This window comes from Halomarina halobia, from assembly GCF_029338575.1.
Classification (GTDB): Archaea; Halobacteriota; Halobacteria; order Halobacteriales; family Haloarculaceae; genus Halomarina; species Halomarina halobia.
This window is the reverse complement of record NZ_CP119992.1, coordinates 1,967,211-1,988,968: the sequence shown is the minus strand read 5'-3', so window position 1 is coordinate 1,988,968 and position 21,758 is coordinate 1,967,211. Positions and strand designations below refer to the sequence as shown.

General features: G+C 69.1%; 28 protein-coding genes and 1 pseudogene. 20 read left to right on the top strand and 9 right to left on the bottom strand.

Features of this window, described 5'->3' with window-relative positions:
* Positions 1-105 precede the first annotated feature (105 nt).
* The 3 genes from P1K31_RS10520 to P1K31_RS10510 form a co-directional block, all read right to left on the bottom strand.
* On the bottom strand, positions 106-1,683 hold the full coding sequence (locus P1K31_RS10520; RefSeq protein ID WP_276303284.1) for a hypothetical protein: 1,578 nt from the start codon (positions 1,681-1,683) through the stop codon (positions 106-108).
* A 256-nt stretch (positions 1,684-1,939) separates the two neighbouring features.
* A complete protein-coding gene (locus P1K31_RS10515) occupies positions 1,940-2,137 on the bottom strand; it encodes a hypothetical protein (protein ID WP_276303283.1) in 198 nt (65 codons plus the stop codon).
* A 157-nt stretch (positions 2,138-2,294) separates the two neighbouring features.
* Complete coding sequence (locus P1K31_RS10510) at positions 2,295-2,504, bottom strand: hypothetical protein (RefSeq protein WP_276303281.1); 210 nt, start codon at positions 2,502-2,504, stop codon at positions 2,295-2,297.
* 145 nt (positions 2,505-2,649) lie between these two features.
* On the opposite strand from P1K31_RS10510, the gene P1K31_RS10505 reads away from it, so the two are divergent.
* From P1K31_RS10505 to P1K31_RS10480, 6 genes and pseudogenes are all read left to right on the top strand, one after another.
* A complete protein-coding gene (locus P1K31_RS10505) occupies positions 2,650-3,525 on the top strand; it encodes an amidohydrolase family protein (protein WP_276303280.1) in 876 nt (291 codons plus the stop codon).
* 60 nt (positions 3,526-3,585) lie between these two features.
* Entirely contained in the window at positions 3,586-4,215 is a 630-nt protein-coding gene (locus tag P1K31_RS10500) for a hypothetical protein (RefSeq protein WP_276303279.1), read from the top strand.
* A complete protein-coding gene (locus tag P1K31_RS10495) occupies positions 4,212-4,502 on the top strand; it encodes a hypothetical protein (RefSeq protein ID WP_276303278.1) in 291 nt (96 codons plus the stop codon). The genes P1K31_RS10500 and P1K31_RS10495 overlap by 4 nt, the downstream gene beginning before the upstream one ends.
* Positions 4,503-4,514: 12 nt before the next feature.
* Positions 4,515-5,237 (top strand): hypothetical protein, encoded by a 723-nt coding sequence (locus P1K31_RS10490; protein WP_276303277.1) that lies wholly within the window; start codon positions 4,515-4,517, stop codon positions 5,235-5,237.
* Between the two features lie 34 nt (positions 5,238-5,271).
* Complete coding sequence (locus tag P1K31_RS10485; RefSeq protein ID WP_276303276.1) at positions 5,272-5,982, top strand: hypothetical protein; 711 nt, start codon at positions 5,272-5,274, stop codon at positions 5,980-5,982.
* A 54-nt stretch (positions 5,983-6,036) separates the two neighbouring features.
* A pseudogene (locus tag P1K31_RS10480) lies at positions 6,037-6,419 on the top strand (PaaI family thioesterase).
* Between the two features lie 4 nt (positions 6,420-6,423).
* On the opposite strand, the gene P1K31_RS10475 reads toward P1K31_RS10480, so the two are convergent.
* Entirely contained in the window at positions 6,424-7,062 is a 639-nt protein-coding gene (locus tag P1K31_RS10475; RefSeq protein WP_276303274.1) for a helix-turn-helix domain-containing protein, read from the bottom strand.
* 82 nt (positions 7,063-7,144) lie between these two features.
* On the opposite strand from P1K31_RS10475, the gene P1K31_RS10470 reads away from it, so the two are divergent.
* From P1K31_RS10470 to thsA, 7 genes are all read left to right on the top strand, one after another.
* Positions 7,145-8,083, top strand: a complete 939-nt coding sequence (locus P1K31_RS10470; RefSeq protein ID WP_276303273.1) for a Phenylacetic acid catabolic protein — start codon at positions 7,145-7,147, stop codon at positions 8,081-8,083.
* Positions 8,084-8,091: 8 nt separating this feature from the next.
* Positions 8,092-8,421 carry a 1,2-phenylacetyl-CoA epoxidase subunit PaaB gene (gene paaB / locus P1K31_RS10465; RefSeq protein WP_276305736.1) on the top strand — a complete coding sequence of 110 codons (330 nt, stop codon included), beginning with the start codon at positions 8,092-8,094 and terminating at the stop codon, positions 8,419-8,421.
* On the top strand, positions 8,421-9,263 hold the full coding sequence (gene paaC / locus P1K31_RS10460; RefSeq protein ID WP_276303272.1) for a 1,2-phenylacetyl-CoA epoxidase subunit PaaC: 843 nt from the start codon (positions 8,421-8,423) through the stop codon (positions 9,261-9,263). Before paaB ends, paaC begins: the two co-directional genes overlap by 1 nt.
* Positions 9,256-9,720: a 1,2-phenylacetyl-CoA epoxidase subunit PaaD gene (gene paaD / locus P1K31_RS10455; protein WP_276303271.1), complete on the top strand. Its 465-nt coding sequence runs from the start codon at positions 9,256-9,258 to the stop codon at positions 9,718-9,720. Before paaC ends, paaD begins: the two co-directional genes overlap by 8 nt.
* Positions 9,717-9,884, top strand: coding sequence for a 1,2-phenylacetyl-CoA epoxidase subunit PaaE (paaE, locus tag P1K31_RS10450; protein WP_276303270.1), 168 nt, complete (start codon positions 9,717-9,719; stop codon positions 9,882-9,884). Before paaD ends, paaE begins: the two co-directional genes overlap by 4 nt.
* 134 nt (positions 9,885-10,018) lie before the next feature.
* Complete coding sequence (locus P1K31_RS10445; RefSeq protein WP_276303268.1) at positions 10,019-10,498, top strand: GNAT family N-acetyltransferase; 480 nt, start codon at positions 10,019-10,021, stop codon at positions 10,496-10,498.
* A gap of 129 nt (positions 10,499-10,627) precedes the next feature.
* Positions 10,628-12,289, top strand: coding sequence for a thermosome subunit alpha (gene thsA / locus P1K31_RS10440; RefSeq protein ID WP_276305735.1), 1,662 nt, complete (start codon positions 10,628-10,630; stop codon positions 12,287-12,289).
* 264 nt (positions 12,290-12,553) lie between these two features.
* On the opposite strand, the gene P1K31_RS10435 is transcribed toward thsA, so the two are convergent.
* A complete protein-coding gene (locus P1K31_RS10435) occupies positions 12,554-12,826 on the bottom strand; it encodes an HD domain-containing protein (RefSeq protein ID WP_276303267.1) in 273 nt (90 codons plus the stop codon).
* 101 nt (positions 12,827-12,927) lie between these two features.
* Here P1K31_RS10435 and P1K31_RS10430 point away from each other — a divergent pair, with 101 nt between their 5' ends.
* Positions 12,928-13,857 carry a calcium/sodium antiporter gene (locus tag P1K31_RS10430; RefSeq protein ID WP_276303266.1) on the top strand — a complete coding sequence of 310 codons (930 nt, stop codon included), beginning with the start codon at positions 12,928-12,930 and terminating at the stop codon, positions 13,855-13,857.
* 16 nt (positions 13,858-13,873) lie between these two features.
* Here the strand turns inward: P1K31_RS10430 and lrp are convergent, their stop codons facing one another.
* Entirely contained in the window at positions 13,874-14,332 is a 459-nt protein-coding gene (gene lrp, locus P1K31_RS10425; protein ID WP_276303265.1) for an HTH-type transcriptional regulator Lrp, read from the bottom strand.
* A gap of 126 nt (positions 14,333-14,458) precedes the next feature.
* On the opposite strand from lrp, the gene glnA reads away from it, so the two are divergent.
* A complete protein-coding gene (gene glnA, locus P1K31_RS10420; RefSeq protein ID WP_276303264.1) occupies positions 14,459-15,835 on the top strand; it encodes a type I glutamate--ammonia ligase in 1,377 nt (458 codons plus the stop codon).
* Positions 15,836-16,193: 358 nt separating this feature from the next.
* On the opposite strand, the gene P1K31_RS10415 is transcribed toward glnA, so the two are convergent.
* Positions 16,194-16,730 (bottom strand): GNAT family N-acetyltransferase, encoded by a 537-nt coding sequence (locus tag P1K31_RS10415; protein WP_276303263.1) that lies wholly within the window; start codon positions 16,728-16,730, stop codon positions 16,194-16,196.
* Positions 16,731-16,822: 92 nt separating this feature from the next.
* Positions 16,823-17,434: an MBL fold metallo-hydrolase gene (locus P1K31_RS10410; protein WP_276303262.1), complete on the bottom strand. Its 612-nt coding sequence runs from the start codon at positions 17,432-17,434 to the stop codon at positions 16,823-16,825.
* Positions 17,435-17,589: 155 nt separating this feature from the next.
* Between P1K31_RS10410 and P1K31_RS10405 the strand changes: the two genes are divergently transcribed.
* From P1K31_RS10405 to hisH, 4 genes are all read left to right on the top strand, one after another.
* Complete coding sequence (locus tag P1K31_RS10405) at positions 17,590-17,760, top strand: DUF5786 family protein (RefSeq protein WP_276303261.1); 171 nt, start codon at positions 17,590-17,592, stop codon at positions 17,758-17,760.
* Between the two features lie 4 nt (positions 17,761-17,764).
* Positions 17,765-18,331: an endonuclease dU gene (locus P1K31_RS10400; protein WP_276303260.1), complete on the top strand. Its 567-nt coding sequence runs from the start codon at positions 17,765-17,767 to the stop codon at positions 18,329-18,331.
* Between the two features lie 23 nt (positions 18,332-18,354).
* Positions 18,355-18,972 (top strand): uracil-DNA glycosylase, encoded by a 618-nt coding sequence (locus P1K31_RS10395; protein ID WP_276303259.1) that lies wholly within the window; start codon positions 18,355-18,357, stop codon positions 18,970-18,972.
* 83 nt (positions 18,973-19,055) lie between these two features.
* Entirely contained in the window at positions 19,056-19,706 is a 651-nt protein-coding gene (gene hisH / locus P1K31_RS10390; RefSeq protein ID WP_276303258.1) for an imidazole glycerol phosphate synthase subunit HisH, read from the top strand.
* A gap of 391 nt (positions 19,707-20,097) precedes the next feature.
* Here hisH and P1K31_RS10385 read toward each other — a convergent pair whose 3' ends face one another.
* Positions 20,098-20,445, bottom strand: a complete 348-nt coding sequence (locus P1K31_RS10385) for an SWIM zinc finger family protein (protein WP_276303256.1) — start codon at positions 20,443-20,445, stop codon at positions 20,098-20,100.
* Positions 20,446-20,620: 175 nt separating this feature from the next.
* Between P1K31_RS10385 and P1K31_RS10380 the strand changes: the two genes are divergently transcribed.
* Positions 20,621-21,727 (top strand): tRNA (guanine(26)-N(2))-dimethyltransferase, encoded by a 1,107-nt coding sequence (locus P1K31_RS10380; RefSeq protein WP_276303255.1) that lies wholly within the window; start codon positions 20,621-20,623, stop codon positions 21,725-21,727.
* Positions 21,728-21,758 lie beyond the last annotated feature (31 nt).

Here is a 21,758-nt window from a genome sequence, read left to right as displayed (position 1 = left end):
TTTCTCGCCCGACGTCACTGCTGGTTCCATACGGTACGGGTGAACCGTCGTCACGATCGTCGAAATAGAGTAGCGTGGCGACGATCCCGTCGCCGTCCGGCCCGATCAGTGCCAGTAGTCGAAACTCGGTTCCGTTCCGACCGTGAACGAGGCGTTACCGTCGGTCGAGCGCGTCTCCGTGTGCCCGTCCGGGTAGGTCAGCGTTCCGGAGTACGGTTCGTCGCTATGCTCGGGGTCGTTGAACGAGATGTGGAAGCCGCGGAGGCTCTCTGCCCCCTCGACAGTCAATGAATCGTCACTTGTGAGTTTGACCTGACGCATCGTGGTCAGAGTACCGTTTTCGGTCTGGTGGACCTCAGTGACGATGACGAGACTGTCCTTCTCGACCGTGAGGGTGTGATCGCCGGTGATCGCCTCACCCTGGACGCTAGCGTCGCGTTCGTATTCGAAGCCTACGGCGTCGTCCTGGTCGCTTACCGTGCCCTCGAACAGGGTTGTATCGTCGTGCGAGAAGGTGAGCGACGCGCTACCACCGTGGCTCGCCAGTAGCGCTTTGATGGAGTCGGCGTCCGCCGAAACGTGTCGCGTGTAGTCGGTGTAGATCTCGTCGGTCTCGTGGCCGTCGACCGAGACGCTGGCGTAGTACGGTTCGACCTGCGAACCGTTGAAACTAACCTCGTAGGGGTAGTTGGTGCCGTCACCGTCGGAGCGGTTGTCGGTCGCGCCGCCCGCGGTGGCGACGACGTCGCCGTCGACCTTCACGACCGCCTTACCGTTCACCGAGACGGTCTGGAGGTCGCCCGTGAACTCGTAGGAGTCGTAGCCCATGGCGACCTTCCCGTCGAGGGTGCTCTTGTCGTCGGAGAGCTCGTCGTCGTCCGTGCCACCGCGGACGGGAGTGATCTCGCCCGAGACGGTGACCGTGTAGTGAGTCTCCTCGGTGCTCTGTCCGTCGATGACGAGCGTGTGCGTCTTCGCCGAGTCGTCGGAGTCGCCGTCGTCGGCATCACCGGAGGAACCATCGTCGCCGGTCGCGTCGTCACCCGACGACCCGTCCGATCCCGAGCCGCCGTCGGCGTCCGAGTCGTTCGAGTCGTCCGAGGAACCGTCGTCCTCCGACGATCCGTCGCCCCCGTCCGAACTGCTCCCGTCGTTGGACGAGCTATCGTCGCCGGCCGACCCGTCGGAGTCGGTGCCATCGTCAGCGGGGTCGTCCGAGGCACCGTCGTTCGTTCCGTCGGAGTCGTCGCCGTCCGGGCCGTCCGACTCGTCAGCGCCGCCCGAATCACCGTCGTCCCCGTCGTCCGATGGCGTGTCGGTCGGTGTATCCGTCGGCGTGTCGGTCGGTGTATCCGTCGGCGTCCCGCCGTCGTCCGTCGGCGTCGAGTCCGACTCGGCGTCGTCGGTCGTGTCGTTCGACGCGTTCGCTCCGTCGTCAGTCGACGCGTTCCCGTCGTCCGTGAGGTTGCCGGTGGAGTTGCCCGTGTCCGCGGTGTCGTTCGCGGGGACCGAGGCGTCGCCCCCGAACAGGCCGGGCGCGCCCCAGACGGCAAACGCACCGATGGCGGCGATCACCACCGCCGCCGCGATGACGACGACGGCCACCCCGCCGATCGATTCGAGTATGTTGGCGTCCGCGTCGGCACCGCCGCCGGAACGCGAACGAGGCCTGTCTGCTGGCATCACGCCGGACGACTCTTGTACTAACAATAAATACGCGAGACTGTTTCCCCGAGTAGTGGGTACTTACCGAAAATAAAGGTGCGCGAACAGGTCGACCGTCTAATATTCTGGTAATCACATTCACGAAGTAATGAATATGTGTTCGGAGGATATCGGTCGTGACGGCGGCCGCGTCGAATCCCGTGGAGGGGTGTCGGCGCGTGTCGGGGAGAGGTCGGGGGCGCGAGTCCACTCGAGGGTGGTCGTCGGTCCGGACTTACCGACGGCGACGGCCGGTCGAGGTACTCATGAAGACGACGCCGTCGGCCGAACCGACGAGCTTCCGCCCGGAGTCGCACTTCCTCCTCCGGCCGAGCAGCCGTCGGACGATTCCGGTGGCGCGCTTCGCGCGAGAGGAGCGGGGTTCCGAGACGGTGAGAGTGGTGGATCGCTGGGGGTCAGGGTCGGCGGCCATACACCCCCCTCAGACCTCGTCCGCAATAAACATGTCTCCAGTGGAGACAGAAAGCTTATTACGATTGACGCGGCCCGCGAACGGCGGGTCGGGGCGGCCGGCGACTGGTCGGGTCGGACGAGGCGGGACGGCGGCCGATCGGCTCCCGCCGTCGGGCCTAGATCGTCAGCGCGGCGTCGAACAGCGTCAGGTCGAGGTCGTCGTTCTCGCCGACGCGGGCGTAGCCGACGTGACGCGGTCGCGGGAGTTGCCGGAGATCGTAGTGACGGCGGACCTCCGCGTCGATGCGCGGGAAGTGCGCGCCGATGAGGTCCCCGCTTCCCCGGAGAGTCACGCCCTCGGGACCCGCCATGATCGCGTATCCCATACCCCTGTCGAGGTGTGACGCACCTTAAACATTATCCATCGCCGGTATATCACTGATCGGTGATTCTTGTGTCGGATGACCGGACGTTCGTCGGACGCTCGGCTGACGTCGAACACTTTTATCCGCGTACCGCGACCCACAGCACATGTTACCCGTCCTCGAGGAGCAGCGAGAACCGCGCGCCGTCGACGTGCACGCCCACCAGCCGACCGCCGAATTCCTCGAAGAGGCGGGCGGCGAGATGATGCGGGACGCGGCGCGGAAGTTCGGCACGGCGATCGAGACGTGGGACTACGACGCCATGCGCGAGGAGTACCGCGAGGCGGGCGTCGGCCGCGCGGTCCTGCTCGGCTGGGACGCGGAGACCAACACCGGAAACCCGCCGGTCCCGAACGACTACGTCGCCGAGGTGCGCGACGAGTCCCCGGACTTCTTCGTCGGCTTCGGCGGGGTGGACCCGCTCAAGGACGACTGCGTCGAGGAGGCGATCCGGTGCGTCGAGGACCTCGACCTCTCGGGGTTCAAGTTCCAGCAGATCGCCCAGGGGTTCGATCCGAGCGCGCCCGAACACGAACCGCTCTGGGGGACCATCGCCGACCTCGGGGTCCCCGTCGTCTTCCACGGTGGGTCGTCGACGCTCGGCGCGGGCGCGCCGGGCGGTCGCGGGCTCAAGATCAAGTACGGCAACCCGATGCTGATCGACGACGTGGCGGCGGCCCACCCCGACCTGCGGATCCTTATCGCCCACCCGGCCTTCCCGTGGGAGCGCGAACAGTTGGCCATCTGCCAGCAGAAGGGGAACGTCTACATGGACCTCTCGGGGTGGCTCCCGAAGTACGTCGACGACCAGGTGCTCCACTACGCAGGCACCGTCCTCAAGGACAAGGTGATGTTCGGCACCGACTACCCGATGATCCGCCCGGAGGCGTGGCTCGACTCCTTCGAACGGCACACCGCCTTCCCGGAGGCGGTACAGCGAAAGATCCTCTGGGAGAACGCCGAGGCGTTCTTCGAGCGATAATTCCGACCTTGCAGACGCAACCCTAACCCCTTTGCGGATTTCCCCCGCAGTTCTCGGAGCATGAAAGACACCCACGCGAGCGGGACGGACGCGACGGGCGGGCGCGTGCTCACTGACGGTGGCGAGGCCGAGTCGGGGGGAGAGGGGGACGAGGAGACGAACGACGAGGCGCAGGAGGAGGCCTCACAGGAGCAATCGGGGGGCGAGGAGGAGCAATCGGGGGAGGACGGACAGGAGGAGGCAGAAGGGTCGGACGAGGGGGAATCCGAGGAGGGGGAGGAGACGAACGTACTCGACCTCGATCTCCACGGCCTCGATCTCGACCTGCTCGGCCTCGAAGTTCACCTCGATAAGGTCGACCTGAACGTCCTCGCCTCGCGCGGGTCGGGGAACCTCCTCGGCAACCTCCTGTCCGGCGTGGCCCACCTGCTCGACGTCGGCGTGGGGAAGCTCCTCGGTGGGCTCCTCGGCGGCGGGAGCGGTCGCGTCTCGGAGATGGTCGAGAACGCCCGCGAGTCGATCTCGGAGGCGCTGTCCGACCTCCCGGTGCGCGACCTCCTCGTCCAGGTTCTCGTGGGCGTCGTTCGTCAGTTCCTGGGCGAGCGGGCCCCCGAGGAACCCTCCGAGGAAGCCGAGGGGGGAGAAGAGGGAGCGGAGGGAAACGAGGAGGAGGCAGAGGCGGAGGCATGAGCGACTCGCTGACCGAGGGCCTCGATTACGAGCAGTTGATCGACGACGTCGACTTCGAGGACGCGCTGGCGGGGACGAAGTGGGAGGGGGTCGTCGCCGACGCGGACGGCGTCGGTGCCACGCTGGGCGCTCGGATCGGCGAACTGCTCGGCGCGCTCGTCGGCGCGGCGCTCGGGCGAATCGTCGGCGAGTCGCTGCTCGACGAGATGCTCGGCGCGAGCGATTCGAACGGCACGACCGACGCGAACGGCGACGATACGAGCGACGCGGGTGACGACGATGACTGAGGGGTGGTCGCGGTGAGCGACGCGTCGATCGGCGACCTGCTCGCCGAGGAGTTGAACGACCGCGTCGCGGGCGACGAGGTGGCCGAGGAGGTCGGCAGGCAGCTCGGCACGCGCGTCGGCCGAGCCCTGGGCGCGCAGGTCGGAGCCGCCGTCGAGGAGGCGGTGGTCTCGGGACTGCGCGAGGGGAAGTCCCTCGGGGAGGTGCTCGCCGACGCGAGAGAGGAGTTCACCCGGGGCGTCCGGGAGGTGCTCACCGACCGCGCGCTCCTCGAGGCGCTCCTCGCCGAGGTCCGCGAGGCCGCGACCGAGGAGACGGTGAGGCAGGTGACCGACGCGGCGACGGACGCCGTACGCGGTGCCGGCGACGCGGCCGAGGGAGCCTCGGACACCGCGACCGGGGCCGCCGAGACGGCGGTCGAGGCGGCCGGCGAGGCCGCACAGGGGCTCGCGGAGAGCGCCCGGGGGGAGAGCGAGGAAGCCGAATCCGAGGCGGAGGCCGGGGCGGACGACGCGGAGGCGGAACCCGAAGCCGGGACCGAAGGGGACGAGGAGGGCGCCGCGTCGCTCCTCCCCGACGACGCCGCGTCGCTCCGCGAGGAGACGTTCCGCGAGCTGCTCGAGGTGATGTCCTACCGCGAACTCCAGTCGGTCGCGAAGGGGGTCGGCGTGAAGGCCAACCTCGAACGCGAGGAGATGACCGACCGCATCGTCGAGGAGTTCGCCAGCGACGAATAGTTGGGCGCGGGCGACCAACGGTACGTGATCGAAGATGAGCGACGAACTGTCCGACCGGATAGGCGAGGTGCTCGCGGACGCCGAGGCCCTCCTCGGGGAGGAGCCGTCGCGGACCGACGAACTCCACGAGGTCGCGGAGGCGGCCTCCGGCCTGGTCGACGAGGCCGACTCGGTCGCCCTGCTGAAGGCGGTCGGTCTCACCGACGAGGACGGCGATGCGGACTACGCCTCCGTCCCGGAGGCGCTCGCGAAGGGCGACTCCGACCGCGTGCTCGACCTGGAGCGCCTGCTCCGGCTCTCGAAGCTCGACCGCGCCCGGGAGGACGACGAGGAGGCGGACGATATCGTCGACGACCTCGCCGACCTGTTCGGGGTCGGCACCGACGCCGACGAGGCCGGGGCCGGCGAAGGAGAGGAGGCGGAGGAGGCGCAGGACGCCGAGAGGGGTGAGGACGAGGGCGACGACGGAGACGCGCTGCCGGACTCGATCGACGGGTTCCGCGACGCGCTCGATCGGACGACCGCCGTCCTCTCGGGCTTCGGCTCCGACGACGAGGAAGCGGAGGCGGAGGGCGAAGGCGACGAGGACGACGGCTCGCTCACCGAGGAGGTTTCCGACCGCTCGTCCGGGGGGCGCTCGCGCCCGCGGTTCTCCTCGGCGATCTCGACGGTGCCTTCCTCGAAGCGCCGCGACATGTTCTCGACGATGTCGCCCGGGCGTACCCGCGACGAGGACCGGGACTGAGTACCACCCGACGTCTGGGAGTAGGTACAACCCACCTCGGACCGAACCCGTGGCATGGACGTCGAACAGTTCTTCGCGTCGATGCCGTTCGCCGACCTGCTGGGGATCGAGTTGACGGAGGTTCGGAGCGGTCGCGCCGAGGGCCGCCTCCCGATGCGCGAGGGCCTCTCGTGGAACCCGAGGAGGCGACCGCCCACGGCGGCGCGGTGTTCGCGCTGGCCGACACCGTGGGCGGGGCGGCGCTCGCCTCGCTCGTCGGCCGACCGACGCCGACCGTCGACATGCGCATCGACTACCTCGCGCCGGGCCGGAGCGACCTCGTGGCGCGCGCCGAGGTGGTGCGGGAGGGCGGTTCCGTCGGCACCGTGGACGTGACCGTCGGGGACGCCGAGGGGACGCGGGTCGCGGAGGCGCGCGGTGTGTACGAGACGGGCTGAGAGGTCACGCGAACACCTGTTCGAGCAGCGCGCGCTGCGCCCGCCGGAGCCGTTCGAGGAAGGCGGACTTGCTGATCCCCAGGTCCGCGGCCACGGTCGCCGCGTCCGCGCCCCGCGGCACGTCGAAGTACCCGCGGTCGAGGGCGGCGCGGAGGGCCTCCTCCTGGCGCGGGGTGAGGTTCCACCGCCGGGCGACCGGCTGGTCGTCCTCCTCGCCGAGGGGGTAGACGCGCTCTAAGCTCACGCCCACCGTCTCGCCCGCGCGGCTCATCACCCCGGAGAGCACGTCGTAGCCGACGACCGCGCCGGTGATGCGGGCGTCGCCGTCGCGGTAGGCGAGCGACTCGACGACGAGGCCGACGCTCACGAGTTCGTGGACCACGCAGGGGTGTTTCGAGAGACAGCGGTAGCTGTACCGGCCGTCCACCCGCGAGCGGTGGAGGTAGCGGATGCGCGGGTCGGCGTCAAGCGTCTCGGCGAGGCGGTCGTCGTCGGGCGCGGCGAACTGCAGCAGTGCGTACCCGTCGGCGCGTAACTGGGGCGGCCGGGCGTCGATCGTCACCGGGACCGCCCGCGAGGCCGCCGCCAGCGGGCAGTCGTCGCCCGTCACCCCCACCTCGACGACGAGACACTCCGAGATCACGGGAACGATTGGCACGCTTAGAACATAAAACCCGCGTATGCGCGGGCCAACCGGTATGGTAATCCATTACAAATACCTCACTATGGACTTGGAGGAGGTCGAGCGACGGGCGGGTCCGCGGGAGTTCGGGCCGAAGGACGACATGCCCGAGGAGTACCGCATGGCGGCGACGCGGATGATCCAGTTCCACGCGAACTCGGAGATCATGGGCGCGTACATCGAGCGGCCGTTCATCCGGCAGTCGCCCAGCCTGGAGCGCAAACTCGCCGTGAGCGCGCAGGTGCAGGACGAGATCGGCCACGGACAGCTGCTCTACCGCGCGGCGGAGAACCTGGGGATCAAGACGCGCGAGGAGATGCTCGACGAACTGGCGAACGGCGAGGGGAAGTTCCTCAACTGCTTCCACTACCCGCTCGCCGACTGGTACGAACTGCCGATGATCATGTTCTTCGTCGACGGCGCGGCGATGCGCCGGCAGGCCACGCTCAAGCGCACCTCGTGGGAGCCGTACGCCCACGCCATCGACAAGATCTGCTTCGAGGAGGGCTTTCACATCAAGCACGGCGAGGACATCCTGAAGGAGCTCGCCACCGGGTCGCGCCGCGACCGCGACCGCCTCCAGGAGGCGTTCGAGCTGTGGTGGCCGCGCATCCTGCAGTTCTTCGGCCCGACCGACGACCGATCGACGCACAACGACTTCTCGACCGCCGTCGGGCTGAAGACGATGAGCAACGACGAGCTCCGGACGGCGTTCCTCAACGTCTACCTCCCGAAGGCCGAGAAGTACGGACTCGAACTACCGGAGACGCCCGAGGTGTGGTACGACGAGTACGAGGAGCGCTACCGCGTGAACGAGGACCAGCTCGACTGGGAGGAGTTCGGCCTCATCGCCCGCAACCAGTTCCCGCAGGGCGTCGGCCAGATCGACAAGCGCCACCGGACCCAGGAGGCCGTCGAGTGGGTCCGCGAGTCGCTCGAGACCCCCGGCGCGCCCGGCACGACCGGCGCGGCCGCCGACTGACCATGACCATGATCTGGGAGGTGTTCAGACAGGAGCGGCGGAAGGACTACCACGTCCACGTGGGCAACGTCCACGCCCCCGACCGCGAGATGGCGCTTACCTTCGCACAGGTGATGCACGCCCGCCGGAAGCCGGCCAACTCGCTGTGGGTCGTCCCCAAGGACGAGATCGTGGAGGTGGACGCGAGCGAGGCTGCCTTCGGCGGCACGACGAACAAGAGCTACCGCTGGGCGACGACCTTCGCCACGGACGAGACGTTCGCCGAGGAGATCGAGGCGTCCCAGCGCGAACAGGAGCAGGCGGAGCGGAGCCGCGCCGAGGCGCGGGGTGAGGAGTGATGGCGACCGCGACGCTCCCCGGTCCGGCGGACCTCGACGAGCGCGAGCGGGCGGCCGTCGAGGCGCTCCTCCGGGCGCTCGCGGACGACGAGTACGTCGCCGCCGAGCGCTACATCGACTGGCAGGTCCGCGGCCCCACCCTGGAGGCCGACATCTCCATCGCCAACATCGCGCAGGACGAACTCGGCCACGCCCGCCTCTGGTACGACCTGCTCCAGGACTTCGGCTACCGCGAGCGGGACCTCATCTGGGAGCGCGAGCCCGACGACTTCCGGCACGCGACGCTGCTCGAACTGCCCTTCGAGCGGGGCGACTGGGCCGACTTCGTCCTCCGGTCGTACCTCTACGACGTGGCGGAGTACCTGCGCCTGGAGGCGCTCGCGGGCAGTTCGTACCCGCGCATCGCGGACCGCGTGGCGAAGGTGCGGGCCGAGGAGTCCTACCACCGCGAGCACGCCCAGAACTGGCTCGAACGGCTCTGCGACGACGAGCCGGGCCGCCGTCGCGTGCAGGACGCGCTCGATCGCCTGTTCCCCCGCGCACTGACGCTCTTCGAGCCGACCGACCGGGAGGACGACATCGTCGACCTCGGCGTGCGGACCGAGTCGATCGAGACGCTCCGCGGCGACTGGCTCGCCATCGTGGCCCCGTACCTCGAATCGCTCGGCCTGCGGGTCCACGACGGCGAGGCCGACCTCGCGGCGCTCCTCCCCGAGGAGCGCGGGCGCGACGGGACGCACACGGCACACTGGCGGCGGCTGTACAACGAGATGACCTACACCTACGAGATGCTGGGGCGGCGCGAGCCGCGACGCATCATGCCCGATCCCGACGATGAGTGAGTACGAGGACGCGGACGACTCCGACGAGTTCGAGGTCGAGGACCCGACCGGCTCGCGGGCGTGTGCGTACACGAGCTACGATCGCGGCGAGGCCCACGAGGAGTATCCGAAGACGGGCAGGGGGGCGACGGGACTCGAACGCGAGGTCTGGGACGCGCTCTACGCGGTCGAGGACCCCGAGATGCCCGTCAGCGTCGTCGATCTCGGCCTGATCTACGGCGTCGAGGTCGAGGAGCGTCCGGGGGGCGATGGCGCGCGCGTGACGGTGCGGTTCACGCTCACGTACACCGGCTGTCCGGCCCGCGAGATGCTCCTCGCCGACGTGGAGGCGGCCGCGGCCTCGCCCGAGGGCGTCGCCGGGGCCGAGGTCGAACTCGTCTGGTCGCCGCCGTGGTCCGTCGACATGGTCACCGACGCCGGTCGGGAGGACCTCCGCGAGTTCGGGGTGAGCGTGTGAGACGCCTCGACCCGAGCGTGACGGCGGGCGGGGAGGCCGGCCCCGCGCGCTGTCCGTACTGCGGCGGGACGAACACCGAGCGCGAGCATCCGAAGGGGCCGTCGCTCTGCCGGTCGATCCACTACTGCGAGGACTGCGGGGAGCCGTTCGAGGCGATGGCCTGATCCGAGCTGACTCAGCTGGCCGATCGGTCGATCGGGGGTCGGATCGGTTCGACCCGACTCGACCCGGACCGATCCGGACCGCGACCCCCTCGCCGCGAGTTAGGTCTAAGCCGCTGTCCGTGCTACCGTGGGGCATGAACGTCAGATCGGCGACGCTCACCGACGTCCCGGCGCTCCAGCGCATCGCCCGGGAATCGTGGGAACGGGACGAGGCGCTCACGCGCGAGACGGCGACGGAGACGGTCGAGGAGTGGTACGACGAGTCGCAACTCGGCGCGGACATCGAGAGCGGGGACATGCTCGTGCTGGTCGCCGCCATGCGGGACGCCGTCATCGGGTTCTCCCACGCCGTCGTCCACGGCGACGCGGGGACGGTGTTGCGTCTCTACGTCGAACCGGATCGACGACGCACCGGCGTCGGCTCGCAGTTGCTCGAGGCGACGTGCGAGGAACTCGCCGCCCGGGGCGTCGAGCGCGTCCAGGCGATGACGCTCGCCGCGAACGAACCGGGCAAGGCGTTCTACCGCGCGAACGGCTTCGAGCGGACGGGCCGGGGGGAGACGATCATCGGCGGGAAGTCCTACCCGGAGGACGTCTACGCGCGGCCGGTGTAGGTATTTAAATACCTCCCGGAACGCCGAAACCCGTCGCGCCGCGGGGCGACCGTGCTCCGTTTTCGCACACTGTCTCGAAGATTTTATATAGAATCACATTCAATCGTTCCACTGACTATGGCTCAATACATGGGCAACCAGCCGCTCATCGTGCTGTCCGAGGACAGCCAGCGCACGACCGGGCGCGACGCCCAGTCGATGAACATCACGGCCGGGAAGGCCGTGGCCGAGGCGGTACGGACGACCCTCGGTCCGAAGGGGATGGACAAAATGCTCGTCGACTCGACGGGCAACGTCGTCGTCACGAACGACGGCGTCACCATCCTCGACGAGATGGACATCGAGCATCCGGCGGCCAACATGATCGTCGAGGTCGCCCAGACCCAGGAGGACGAGGTCGGCGACGGTACGACCACCGCCGTCGTCATCGCGGGCGAACTCCTCGCGAAGGCCGAGGACCTGCTCGAGCAGGACATCCACGCCACCATCCTCGCACAGGGGTACCGCCAGGCGGCCGCGCGGGCGAAAGAGCTCCTCGAGGAGATGGCGATAGACGTCTCCGAGGACGACACGGAGCTCCTCGAACAGATCGCGGCCACCGCGATGACGGGCAAGGGCGCTGAGTCCGCCAAGGAGGACCTCGCCGAACTCGTCGTCCAGGCCGTCCGCGCCGTCGCCGACGAGGAGGGTATCGACACGGACAACGTCAAGGTCGAGAAGGTCGTCGGCGGCTCCATCGAGGAGTCCGAGCTCATCGAGGGCGTCATCATCAACAAGGAGCGCGTCCACGACAACATGCCGTACTTCAAGGAGGACGCGAACATCGCCCTCCTCGACACGGCCATCGAGGTCAAGGAGACCGAGATCGACGCCGAGGTCAACGTCACCGACCCCGACCAGCTCCAGCAGTTCCTCGACCAGGAGGAGAGGCAGCTCAAGGAGATGGTCGACAAGCTCGTCGAGGTCGGGGCCGACGTCGTCTTCTGCCAGAAGGGCATCGACGACATGGCCCAGCACTACCTCGCCCAGGAGGGCATCATCGCCGTCCGCCGCGCGAAGAAGTCCGACATGAAGCGCCTCGCGCGCGCCACCGGCGGTCGCGTCGTCTCCAACGTCGACGACATCGAGGCCGACGACCTCGGCTTCGCCGGCAGCGTCGCCGAGAAGGACATCGGCGGCGACGAGCGCATCTTCGTCGAGGACGTCGAGCAGGCCAAGTCCGTCACGCTCGTCCTGCGCGGCGGCACCGAGCACGTCGTCGACGAGGTCGAGCGCGCGATCGAGGACGCCCTCGGCGTCGTCCGCGTCACCCTCGACGACGGCAAGGTGCTGCCCGGCGGCGGCGCGCCCGAGACGGAGCTCGCCCTCGAACTGCGCGACTACGCCGACTCCGTCGGCGGCCGCGAACAGCTCGCCATCGAGTCGTTCGCCGACGCCATCGATGTCGTCCCGCGCATGCTCGCCGAGAACGCCGGCCTCGACCCCATCGACTCGCTGGTCGACCTGCGCTCCAAGCACTCCGGCGGCCAGAGGACGTCGGGCCTCGACGCCTACACCGGCGAGGTCATCGACATGGAGGAGGAGGGCGTCGTCGAACCCCTCCGCGTGAAGACCCAGGCGGTCGAGTCCGCCACGGAGGCCGCCGTCATGATCCTCCGCATCGACGACGTCATCGCCGCGGGCGACCTCAAGGGTGGCTCCAGCGACGACGACGACGAGGACATGGACATGCCGCCGGGCGGAGGCATGGGCGGCATGGGCGGCATGGGCGGCATGGGCGGTGCTATGTGAACGTCGGTTCAGCCGACGTTCACATAGGCAGCCGAACTCCGTTCGGCCCGCCGATGTAGAACGAGCTTTTGCCCTGCGCTCGGGCCTAGCGGCCCTGCGCTCGGCAAAAGCTCGATCAAAAGCACTCCTCCTTCGCTTCGAGCCGCTTCGCGGCTCTCCGCTCAGTCGTCGGCCCGCTCGCACCGCTCCGCGGTGCTCGCGGTGAGCGCGCCGGTGAACCGCCCGCCGAACACGTCTTCTTTGTTTTCGCTCGCCGAGCGTGAGCTACCGCTCCCCCGCTACCTCCGCCTCGAACCGCTCGACGAACCGCGCGACCACCGCGTGGCGCTCCTCGGCCAGTTCGCGCCCCCGAGCGGTGTACATCCGGTCGCGCAGCGAGAGGATCTTGGACTCGATGTGGGCGAGCTGGTCGCGCCCGTCCTCTCCCGTGCATCGGATTGCCGAGCGCCCCGCCGTGGGCGAAGACGCGGCCGATCCCGACCGAGCCCATCGCGTCGAGGTTGTCGGCGGTCGGGCGCGCTCGCGGACGGCGTCCATCGTGGCGGAGGGGGACGAGCCGGACCGTTAGGCGCTTCGGAACCTCCCGACCGGAGGCCCGGGACTATCACCCCGGCCGACGTATCGGGGGGTGAACGAAGATGGTCACCAGCATCGCCGTGGACGTGGCCCTCGTCGCCGCCGGCGTCGGGGCGCTGTGGCTCGGTGCGCAACTGTTCGTCGACAACGCCGCGCTCCTCGCGCGGCGCGCGGGCCTCTCGGATCTCACGATCGGGCTCACGGTGGTCTCGATGGGCACCTCCATGCCGGAGGTGGCGGTGTCGGTCGAGGCGGCGCTGCTCGGGAGCTCCGACATCGCCGTCGGCAACGTCGTCGGGTCGAACCTGTTCAACATCGGGTTCGTGCTCGGCCTCGTGGCCCTGCTCGGCGGCGTCACCGCCTCCCGCACGCTCGTCCGGCGCGACGGCGGCGTCCTGATCGCCTCCGCGGTGCTCCTGCTCGCCGTCCTTCTCGACCTCCGCGTCTCCCGGGTCGAGGGCGCGCTCCTCCTCGTCGGCTTCGTCGCCTACCTCGCGTACCTCGCGCGCAGCGACGACGCGCCGGTCGAGGAAGTCCCACGGATGGACGCGGCGCTCCCCCGGAGCGCCGCCGCGATGCTCGCGGGGCTCGTGCTCGTCGTCGTCGGGGCGACCGTGCTCGTCGCGTCGTCGAGCGACCTCGCGCGCCTCGCGGGGATCTCCGAGTGGCTCATCGGCGTGACGATCGTCGCCGTCGGCACCTCCTCGCCGGAGATCGCCGCGAGCGTCGCGGCCGCGCGGCGCGGCTTCGGGGGGATCGCGGCGGGCAACCTCGTCGGGAGCAACGTCTTCAACGCGCTTGGCATCCTCGGACTCGTGGCCGTCGTCCGGCCCGTCACCGTCTCGGCGGCGGCGCTCCCCGACGCGACGTGGCTGGTCGGCCTCTCGGTGTTCGTGGTCCTCCTGTTCGCGTCCGGGCGGCGGCTCTCGCGGCCCGAGGGCGTCCTGCTGCTGGCGGCGACGCTCGTCAGGTGGGCGCTCGACGCGCTGTAGAAGCTACTCGGTCGTCCTACTCCGGGATCTCCAGCGAGAACTGCTCGTGCTCGCTGACGGCGTTGAGCACGACGCTCGTGTTCGACTCCTTGATGTTGGCGTCGACGAGTAACTCCTTGATCTGCCGGTTCATGTCGTCGGTGTCCCTGAACTTACCGATGGCGACGACGTCGTGGTCGCCCGTCACCTCGTAGACGGAGATCATCTGACGGGCGTTCCTGAGGTTGTCGGCGACGTCCTGGATGGCGTTCCCCTCGACCTTGAGCTGGATGACCGCGGTCACGTCGTAGCCCAGCGCGTCGTAGTCCACGACGGGGGTGTACCCCTGGATGACCCCGTTGGCCTCGAGGTCCTTCAGGTGGTTCGAGACGGTCGTCACCGAGACGTCCAACTGCTCGGCGAGACTGCGGAGGCTGGCGCGGCCGTCCTCGAGCAGGGCGTTCACCAGTTTCTCGTCTAGATTTTCGTACGTCATCACACTCCGAGAGCATCTGGGGGGACTATAATTTTACGAATATCCAGTTCTGACATGCGGTACGAACTTTGCGCAAACCACTACGGTTTTATCGGATAGGACAGTTGTATAGCGCGTCCAAGAAAGATGACAAACCCAAACGTGAAAACTGACGGAGGGTTGACCGCCGACGCACAGGCGGTGGTCGACGAGATCGAATCGGAGGACGTCGACTTCCTGCGTATCCAGTTTACCGACATCCTCGGGACGGTAAAGAACGTCTCTATTCCCGCGAGCCAGGTGGAGAAGGCCTTCACCGAGGGCATCTACTTCGACGGGTCGTCCATCGAGGGGTTCGTCCGCATTCAGGAGAGCGACATGCGTCTCATCCCCGACCCCGCGACGTTCGCCATCCTGCCGTGGCGGACCCGCGACGACGGCACCGCCGCCGCGCGGCTCATCGCGGACGTGGTCGACACGTCCACCGGCGACCGGTTCGTCGGCGACCCGCGCCACGTGCTGCGGCGGGCGATCAGGCGCGCCGGCGACATGGGCTACACGCTCAACGCCGGGCCGGAACCCGAGTTCTTCCTGTTCGAGGAGGACGAGGACGGCCGCGCGACGACCATCACCCACGACGCCGGCGGGTACTTCGACCTCGCGCCGAAGGACCTCGCGAGCGACATCCGCCGCGACATCATCTACGGGCTGGAGTCGATGGGCTTCGAGGTCGAGGCGAGCCACCACGAGGTCGCGGAGGGCCAGCACGAGATCGACTTCAAGTACGACGACGCGCTCACCACGGCCGACAACATCGCCACGTTCCGCTCGGTCGTGCGCGCCATCGCCGCCGAGCACGACACCCACGCGACGTTCATGCCGAAGCCCATCGCGGGCATCAACGGTAGCGGGATGCACACCCACCTCTCGCTGTTCACCGAGGGCGGCGAGAACGCGTTCCACGACGAGGACGACGAGTTCAACCTGAGCGAGGTCGCGAAGCAGTTCCTCGCCGGCGTCCTCGAGCACGCGCCCGCGATCACCGCGATCTGCAACCCGACGGTGAACTCCTACAAGCGCCTCGTGCCGGGGTACGAAGCGCCGGTCTACATCGCGTGGTCCGACGTGAACCGCAGCGCGCTCGTACGCAAGCCCGACTCGCGGACGCCCGCCGCCTCGCGCATCGAACTGCGCTCGCCGGACCCCGCCTGTAACCCCTACCTCGCCATCGCCGTGATGCTCCACGCCGGGCTCGACGGCATCGAGCGCGGGCTCGAAGCGCCGGCCCCCGTCCGCGAGAACATCTACGAGTTCGACGAGGCCAAGCGCGAGGAGTACGGCATCGAGACGCTCCCGCCGAACCTCGGTCGCGCCGTCGACGCGCTCGAGGAGGACGAGGTCATTCGGGAGGCTCTCGGCGAGCACGTCACGAGCAAGTTCGTGGAGGCGAAGCGCGCCGAGTTCAGCGAGTACAAGACCCAGGTCTCCCAGTGGGAGCTGGACCGGTACCTGGAGAAGTTCTAAGAACCACCTTTTGTTGCGGGAGCGGCCGGAGGCCGCTCCCGGGCAAAATCTGGACCAAAACCCTCCTCACCTCCTCACTTCGTTCGGGGGTTCGTCGGTCCGCTCGCTCACTGCGTTCGCTCGCGGGACAGCGCACCGGCGTCGGCGGTGGTGACCTCGGTCTACCGTCGCGTACATTTATAACCGAGAAGGGGACCAGCGTCCCCGTGCGCTGACTTCCGTCGCGGGGTGTCTGCGGTTGCGCGACGCCACGCCCCGCGAGCCGCCCGCGGCGTCGCCTGTACGCCTTACGGAGCGAGACCGTGGTCTCGTCGTCCGACGGCAGCCTCACAGCCGACGGAGTGACGTCGTCCGGTCGCTACACCTCGTTCGGCCACTCGTCAGCCAGGACGGCGTAGAAGTGGACGTCCACGTACTCGCCGTCGACGAACTCCGACTCGACGTGCGTGCCCTCGTGGCGGAAGCCGAGCTTCTCCCAGATGCGCCGCGACCCGGCGTTTCCGTCGAAGACGCGGGCCGTGACCCGATGATTGCGCCGCTCGCGGAACGCGTAGTCGGTGACGAGCCGACTCGCGTCGGTGCCGTAGCCCTCTCCCCAGTAGTCCTCGGCGAGGAAGATGCCGATCTCGGCGTTAACCCCCGTCGGGTCGCGGGGGTGGAGGCCGATCGATCCCATCGGTTCCTCGCCCCGGCAGACGAGCAGGTTCACGTGCTCGTCGCTGGAGCCGCGCTCCTCGTACCACTCGCGCTCCTGGCGACCGTTGATCGGAGCGCGCGCACTGAGAAAGCGCCGAACGGCGGGGTCGTTGATGGTCCGCTGGAGGAAGTCGAGGTCCTCCTCTTCGACGGTGCGAAGGGTGACCGAATCGCCGCGCAGGAAGGTGGGTCCGGGCATAGTCGACGCTCGGCGCACCCGATATTACCGCTTGGGGAGCGGTGACAGGCGGTGGCACGCGCTCGTGGCGAGCGGGGCGGGCACCGTATGCGTCAGCCGTCGGGGTACTTCGGCTCGCGCCGCTCGGCGCGTTCGAGGGCCGTCTCCACCACGTCGCGCACGTCGCCGTGGAAGACGCCGCCGTGGCCGGAGTACATGTGCTCGACGCCCTCGGGCATCCGGTCGAGGAGGTCCCGGATCGACTGTACGAGTCGCTCGCGCGACTGGCCCGGCCTGTCGGTGCGCCCGAAGCTGCCGTAGTCGAACGCGCCGTCGTCGTGGACGACCACGTCGCCGCTGAACAGCGTCGTCTCGCTCACGAACGCGAGGTGATCGTCGGCGTGGCCGGGCGTGAAGACCGCCTCGAACGTCTCGTCCCCGATGGTGACGGCGTCGCCGTCGTCGAGCGCGTGGGTCCTGCGGGGGTGCTCGGCGTATGCGTAGACGTCGGGATCGAACGCCTCGACGACCGCGTCGAGTTCCGCGACGTGGTCGCCGTGCTGGTGAGTGAGGACGAGGCGGTCGAGGGAGTCGGTGCGTTCCTCGATTACGTCGACGACGCCCGGCATCGCACCGGCGTCGACGAGCGTCGGCGTTGCTCCGAGCGCGAGGTAGGCGTTGCACGTGAACGTCTCTGCGTCCGCGGTGACGTGGTGAACCTCCATATTCCGCGTCCGCGCGGCTATCACTTCAACCTCCGTGCGATCGGCCACCGTGCGACCGACGGCCGTAGATCGACCTCGGTGTGCCCTCCGACGGGTGGACGACCCCACGACCGACCCAACGCTTTTGAGGAGCAATTCCTTAGCGTGGGACGACCATGGGTTTCGGGAGCTACGACGAGTCCGAGCAGGACCGCCAGCAACTCGACACCGACTTCGAGGACGACGACAGCCTCTCGGCCGGTGAATCGCACGAGGGCAAGGTGAACTTCGAGTTCGGCGCGTCCAACGACGAGTTGCTCGACCGGCTCAAGGACATGAAGGAGTGAGGGGGTGACCGTCCGCGGACGCGCGCTGGGTATCGCCGAGTCCTACGCGGACCCGGAGCGGAGCACCGTCGCGGGGGCGATCGTCCGGACCGACCGCGCCCTGGACGGGCTGGCGTTCTCGTCGATTTCGGTCGGCGGCACCGACAGCACGGAGCGATTCGTCTCGCTGTGGGGGACCCTCGATCGGGAGGACGTCCGGTACGTCCTCGTGGCGGGCGTCGCTCCCGCCTGGTTCAACGTCGTCGACCTCCCGCGGCTCGCCGAGACCGTCGAGCGGCCGGTCGTCGCCGTCTCCTTCGAGGAGAGCGAAGGGTTGGAGCCCGCGCTCCGCGAGGCGTTTTCGGGCGACGCGCTCGACGAACGCCTCGACACCTACGAGCGACTGCCCGAGCGTCGGCGCGTCGACCTGAACGGGGAGACGGTCTACGTCCGCGGTGCGGGGATCGACGCCGCCGCAGCCGCCGAGGTGGTGCGGGCGTTCACGCCGGAGGGGGGACGCCCGGAACCCCTCCGCGTGGCCCGGTTAGCCGCGCGGGCGGCCGACGCCTTCCGACACACCGATGGGTTGTAGTTCGCCGCGCCCACGCTGTGGGTATGGAACACATGGACGGCCTGACTGTGAGCGGCTGTGAGCGCTGTCCCGCCCTCTGTGCGTCCCGCTCGCGGATCGTAAACGGGAGCGGCCCGGCGGACGCGTCGCTCCTGTTCGTCGGGGAGGCTCCGGGCGCTCGGGAGGACGAGCGGGGCGTGCCGTTCGTCGGACGCTCGGGGGACGTCCTCTGGAGCGCGCTGCGCGAGCGGGGCGTCCTCCGGGAGGACGTCCGCATCACCAACTGCGCGCGCTGTCGCCCGCCGAACAACCGCGATCCCACCCGGGAGGAACTGGCGAACTGCCGGGGCTACCTGGAAGCGGAGATCGACCGCGTCGACCCCGACCTCGTCGTCACGCTCGGTAAGGTGCCGAGCGAGCACCTCCTCGAACGCGACGTGGCGGTGACGAAGGAGGCCGGACGCGTCGTCGAGCACCGCGTCGCGGGGACGCCGCGCCGCGTGCTCGTCTGCGTCCATCCGGCGGCGACGCTCTACGACCGTAGCCAGGAGACGACGTTCGCCGGCGCGCTCGACGAGGCGCTGGTGCTGTCGGGACTGAGTGACGGCGGGGGCGGCGGAAACGGCGAACGCGGCGGACAGTCGCGCCTGGGCGAGTTCTGAGGATCTCTCCGAAGTCCGATCGCGGGTGAGAGGGCGACGCACGGGACGGAAAGCGACTTTGCTCGGTCTCCCTAATCGTGCGTATGAGCACTCAGACCCCCGTCGTAGCCGACGTGGTCCTCGTGGACTACGGCCTCGGGAACCTCCGGAGCGCCACGCGCGGGTTGGAGCGGGCGGGCGCGAACGTCGAACTGAGCACCGACCCCGCCGACTTCGAGCGCGCCGACGGCGTCGTCCTCCCCGGCGTCGGCGCGTTCAGCGAGGGGATGGAGAACGCCGGGCCGTTCCGCGAGGCGCTCGCCGAGGTCGCGGCGTCGGGCACTCCCCTCTTCGGGATCTGTCTCGGGATGCAGATGCTTCTCACGACGAGCGAGGAGGCCGAACGCGTCGGCCAGGGCGACGTGGAGGGCCTCGACCTCGTTCCCGGCACCAACGTCCGCTTCGCCGAGGGGCAGAAGGTACCCCACATGGGCTGGAACGAGCTCTCCGTCGAGCGTGAGCACCCGCTCGTCGAGGGAGTCGACGGCCAGTACGCCTACTTCGTCCACTCGTACTACGCCGTCCCCGAGGACGAGCGCGCGGTCGTCGCCACGACCGACTACGGCGTGACCTTCCCCAGCATCGTCGCGAACGAGGCCGGGAACGTCTTCGGCACGCAGTTCCACCCGGAGAAGAGCGGCGAGACGGGGCTGCGGATCCTCCGCAACTTCGTGAACCTCTGTGCGGAGCGGTAGCTTCCCGACCTCCGGCTTCGCAGATCGAGCGAGGCCCCGGGGGTTAGGGCCGATAACGGCGGACAGGCGACGCCGTGGAAGCTCCGAATCGCGGGGCGTGGCGTCGCACAACCGCGAGCGCCCCGCGACGATTCTCACGTCACGGAAGGCTCTGGTTCCGCTCTCTGTTATAAAGATACGGAGCGAGCGAAGGGCCCGACCACCACCGAGAGCACCAGCGTAGCACCCGCGAGCGAACGCAGTGAGCGAGCGGACCGAGGAGCGACTAATGGCGCGCGAGCGAAGCGAGTGCGCCAGCAGGAGCGACGAGGGTTTTGATCCAGCTTTTACCAGGGAGCCGCGGCCGACCGCGAAGCGGGTCGGCCGCACGCGACCGCAGTAAAAGGTGGGTTTACAGGAACTCGTGGACGTCCGAGTACCACATGTCGTGGTGGTCGACGGCGCCGACCCGGCGGGCGATCTCGACTGCGAGCGCGTGCCAGCAGAGGTCGTCCGGGTCGGCGGGATCGAGGTTGTACTGCGAGTCCTCGCAGGTGCACCCGCCGTCCTCGACGACGTACTCCGCGCGGTGGCCGACGACGACGGTGAAGTCGCGGTACTCCTTCACGCGTCGCTCGCCGACGGCCTCGATGGCGCGGGCGGCGCGCGATCCGTGGGCGTCGAGCAGCCGTTCGGCTGTGCGGGCGTCGAGTTCGCCCGCCTCGTCGAGCGCCTCCCGCCACGTCTCGGCCGTCGTCACGCCGCGTGCTTGCCGCGGCGGGGGGAAAACACGTTCGGTTCGGAAACCCGACGTGTTCGGCCGCGAGGTCGCGAGCCGCCCGGCGTGGAACCGACGGAACGGTTCACCACCGGCGGGAGGTCGATCCGCGCCCGGAGACGACACGGTTTTTCGCCCGGGACCGACAGTGTCGGGTATGGAGGTCAGAGAGGGGTCCGTCGTCGTCGAGGTGCCCGAGCAGCCCGACGAGGGCGCGGGCGACGCGGTCTTCTTCAACCCGCACCAGGAGTTGAACCGCGACGTGACCGTCGCGGTCCTGCGCGCCCACCGTGAGCGGGGGAACGGGCGGGCACGAACGTACCTCGACGCGACCGCCGCGAGCGGGATACGGGGCGTCCGCGCCGCCGCGGAGGGGTGGGAGGTGACCTGCTGTGACGTCGATCCGGACGCGGTCGACCTGGCGCGGGAGAACCTCGCGCGCAACGACCTCGACGGCGAGGTCGTCCGCCGCGACGCGAACGCCTACATGCACGAGACGCGCTTCGACGTGGTCGACGTGGACCCCTTCGGGACGCCCATCCCGTTCGCGGACGCGGCGTTCACGTGCGCTACGGAACTCGCGTGCGTGACCGCGACCGACACCGCCCCGCTCTGCGGCGCGCACTTCATGAGCGGCGTCAGGAAGTACGGGGCCGTCCCGAGGAACACCGACTACCACGCCGAGATGGGCCTTCGGATCCTCCTCTCGGCGCTCGCGCGCACCGCCGCCCGCTACGACGTGGGCGTGACGCCCGTGCTGAGCCACGCGACGCGCCACTACGTCCGCACCTACCTCCGGGTGAGCGGCCGGGCGACCGACGCCAACGCCGCCATCGACGAGCTGGGCTACCTCTATCACTGCCCCGAGTGCCTGTACCGCGAGCACGACGGCGGCCTCGTCGCCGACCCCCCCGACGGCTGTCCGAACTGCGGGGGCGATCAGGTGCTCTCGGCCGGCCCGGTCTGGTTGGGACTCGCGCACGCTCCGGACTTCGTGGCCGCGGTCCGCGAGCGCGTCACCGACGACATGCGCACCGCGAAGCGCGCGCGCCGCCTGCTTGACGCCGTCGAGGGCGAACTCGACGTGCCGACCCACTACGACCAGCACGTGCTCTCGAAGCGGTGGGGCGTCTCGGCCATCGGGATGGACGAGTTCCTGGAGCGGCTCCGATCGGCGGGGTTCCCGGCCTCGCGGAGCCACTTCGGCGGGACGACGTTCAAGACGACGGCGGACGTGGAGGAGATCCGACGGGCGACGACCTGAACCCGCCCCGCGCTCGCCGTTTTCCGCAATC

Bases quoted from the DNA above. Each gene is read 5' to 3' on its own strand.
- lrp (WP_276303265.1), bottom strand. From the start codon at position 14,332: ATGACGTACGAAAATCTAGACGAGAAACTGGTGAACGCCCTGCTCGAG.
- paaD (WP_276303271.1), top strand. From the start codon at position 9,256: ATGAGTGAGTACGAGGACGCGGACGACTCCGACGAGTTCGAGGTCGAG.
- thsA (WP_276305735.1), top strand. From the start codon at position 10,628: ATGGGCAACCAGCCGCTCATCGTGCTGTCCGAGGACAGCCAGCGCACG.
- P1K31_RS10520 (WP_276303284.1), bottom strand. From the start codon at position 1,683: ATGCCAGCAGACAGGCCTCGTTCGCGTTCCGGCGGCGGTGCCGACGCG.
- P1K31_RS10445 (WP_276303268.1), top strand. From the start codon at position 10,019: ATGAACGTCAGATCGGCGACGCTCACCGACGTCCCGGCGCTCCAGCGC.
- P1K31_RS10470 (WP_276303273.1), top strand. From the start codon at position 7,145: ATGGACTTGGAGGAGGTCGAGCGACGGGCGGGTCCGCGGGAGTTCGGG.
- P1K31_RS10505 (WP_276303280.1), top strand. From the start codon at position 2,650: ATGTTACCCGTCCTCGAGGAGCAGCGAGAACCGCGCGCCGTCGACGTG.
- P1K31_RS10410 (WP_276303262.1), bottom strand. From the start codon at position 17,434: ATGGAGGTTCACCACGTCACCGCGGACGCAGAGACGTTCACGTGCAAC.
- P1K31_RS10495 (WP_276303278.1), top strand. From the start codon at position 4,212: ATGAGCGACTCGCTGACCGAGGGCCTCGATTACGAGCAGTTGATCGAC.
- P1K31_RS10415 (WP_276303263.1), bottom strand. From the start codon at position 16,730: ATGCCCGGACCCACCTTCCTGCGCGGCGATTCGGTCACCCTTCGCACC.
- P1K31_RS10380 (WP_276303255.1), top strand. From the start codon at position 20,621: ATGGAGGTCAGAGAGGGGTCCGTCGTCGTCGAGGTGCCCGAGCAGCCC.
- P1K31_RS10405 (WP_276303261.1), top strand. From the start codon at position 17,590: ATGGGTTTCGGGAGCTACGACGAGTCCGAGCAGGACCGCCAGCAACTC.
- hisH (WP_276303258.1), top strand. From the start codon at position 19,056: ATGAGCACTCAGACCCCCGTCGTAGCCGACGTGGTCCTCGTGGACTAC.
- P1K31_RS10500 (WP_276303279.1), top strand. From the start codon at position 3,586: ATGAAAGACACCCACGCGAGCGGGACGGACGCGACGGGCGGGCGCGTG.
- P1K31_RS10515 (WP_276303283.1), bottom strand. From the start codon at position 2,137: ATGGCCGCCGACCCTGACCCCCAGCGATCCACCACTCTCACCGTCTCG.
- P1K31_RS10430 (WP_276303266.1), top strand. From the start codon at position 12,928: ATGGTCACCAGCATCGCCGTGGACGTGGCCCTCGTCGCCGCCGGCGTC.
- P1K31_RS10510 (WP_276303281.1), bottom strand. From the start codon at position 2,504: ATGGGATACGCGATCATGGCGGGTCCCGAGGGCGTGACTCTCCGGGGA.
- P1K31_RS10435 (WP_276303267.1), bottom strand. From the start codon at position 12,826: ATGGACGCCGTCCGCGAGCGCGCCCGACCGCCGACAACCTCGACGCGA.
- paaC (WP_276303272.1), top strand. From the start codon at position 8,421: ATGGCGACCGCGACGCTCCCCGGTCCGGCGGACCTCGACGAGCGCGAG.
- glnA (WP_276303264.1), top strand. From the start codon at position 14,459: ATGACAAACCCAAACGTGAAAACTGACGGAGGGTTGACCGCCGACGCA.
- P1K31_RS10485 (WP_276303276.1), top strand. From the start codon at position 5,272: ATGAGCGACGAACTGTCCGACCGGATAGGCGAGGTGCTCGCGGACGCC.
- P1K31_RS10395 (WP_276303259.1), top strand. From the start codon at position 18,355: ATGGAACACATGGACGGCCTGACTGTGAGCGGCTGTGAGCGCTGTCCC.
- paaB (WP_276305736.1), top strand. From the start codon at position 8,092: ATGATCTGGGAGGTGTTCAGACAGGAGCGGCGGAAGGACTACCACGTC.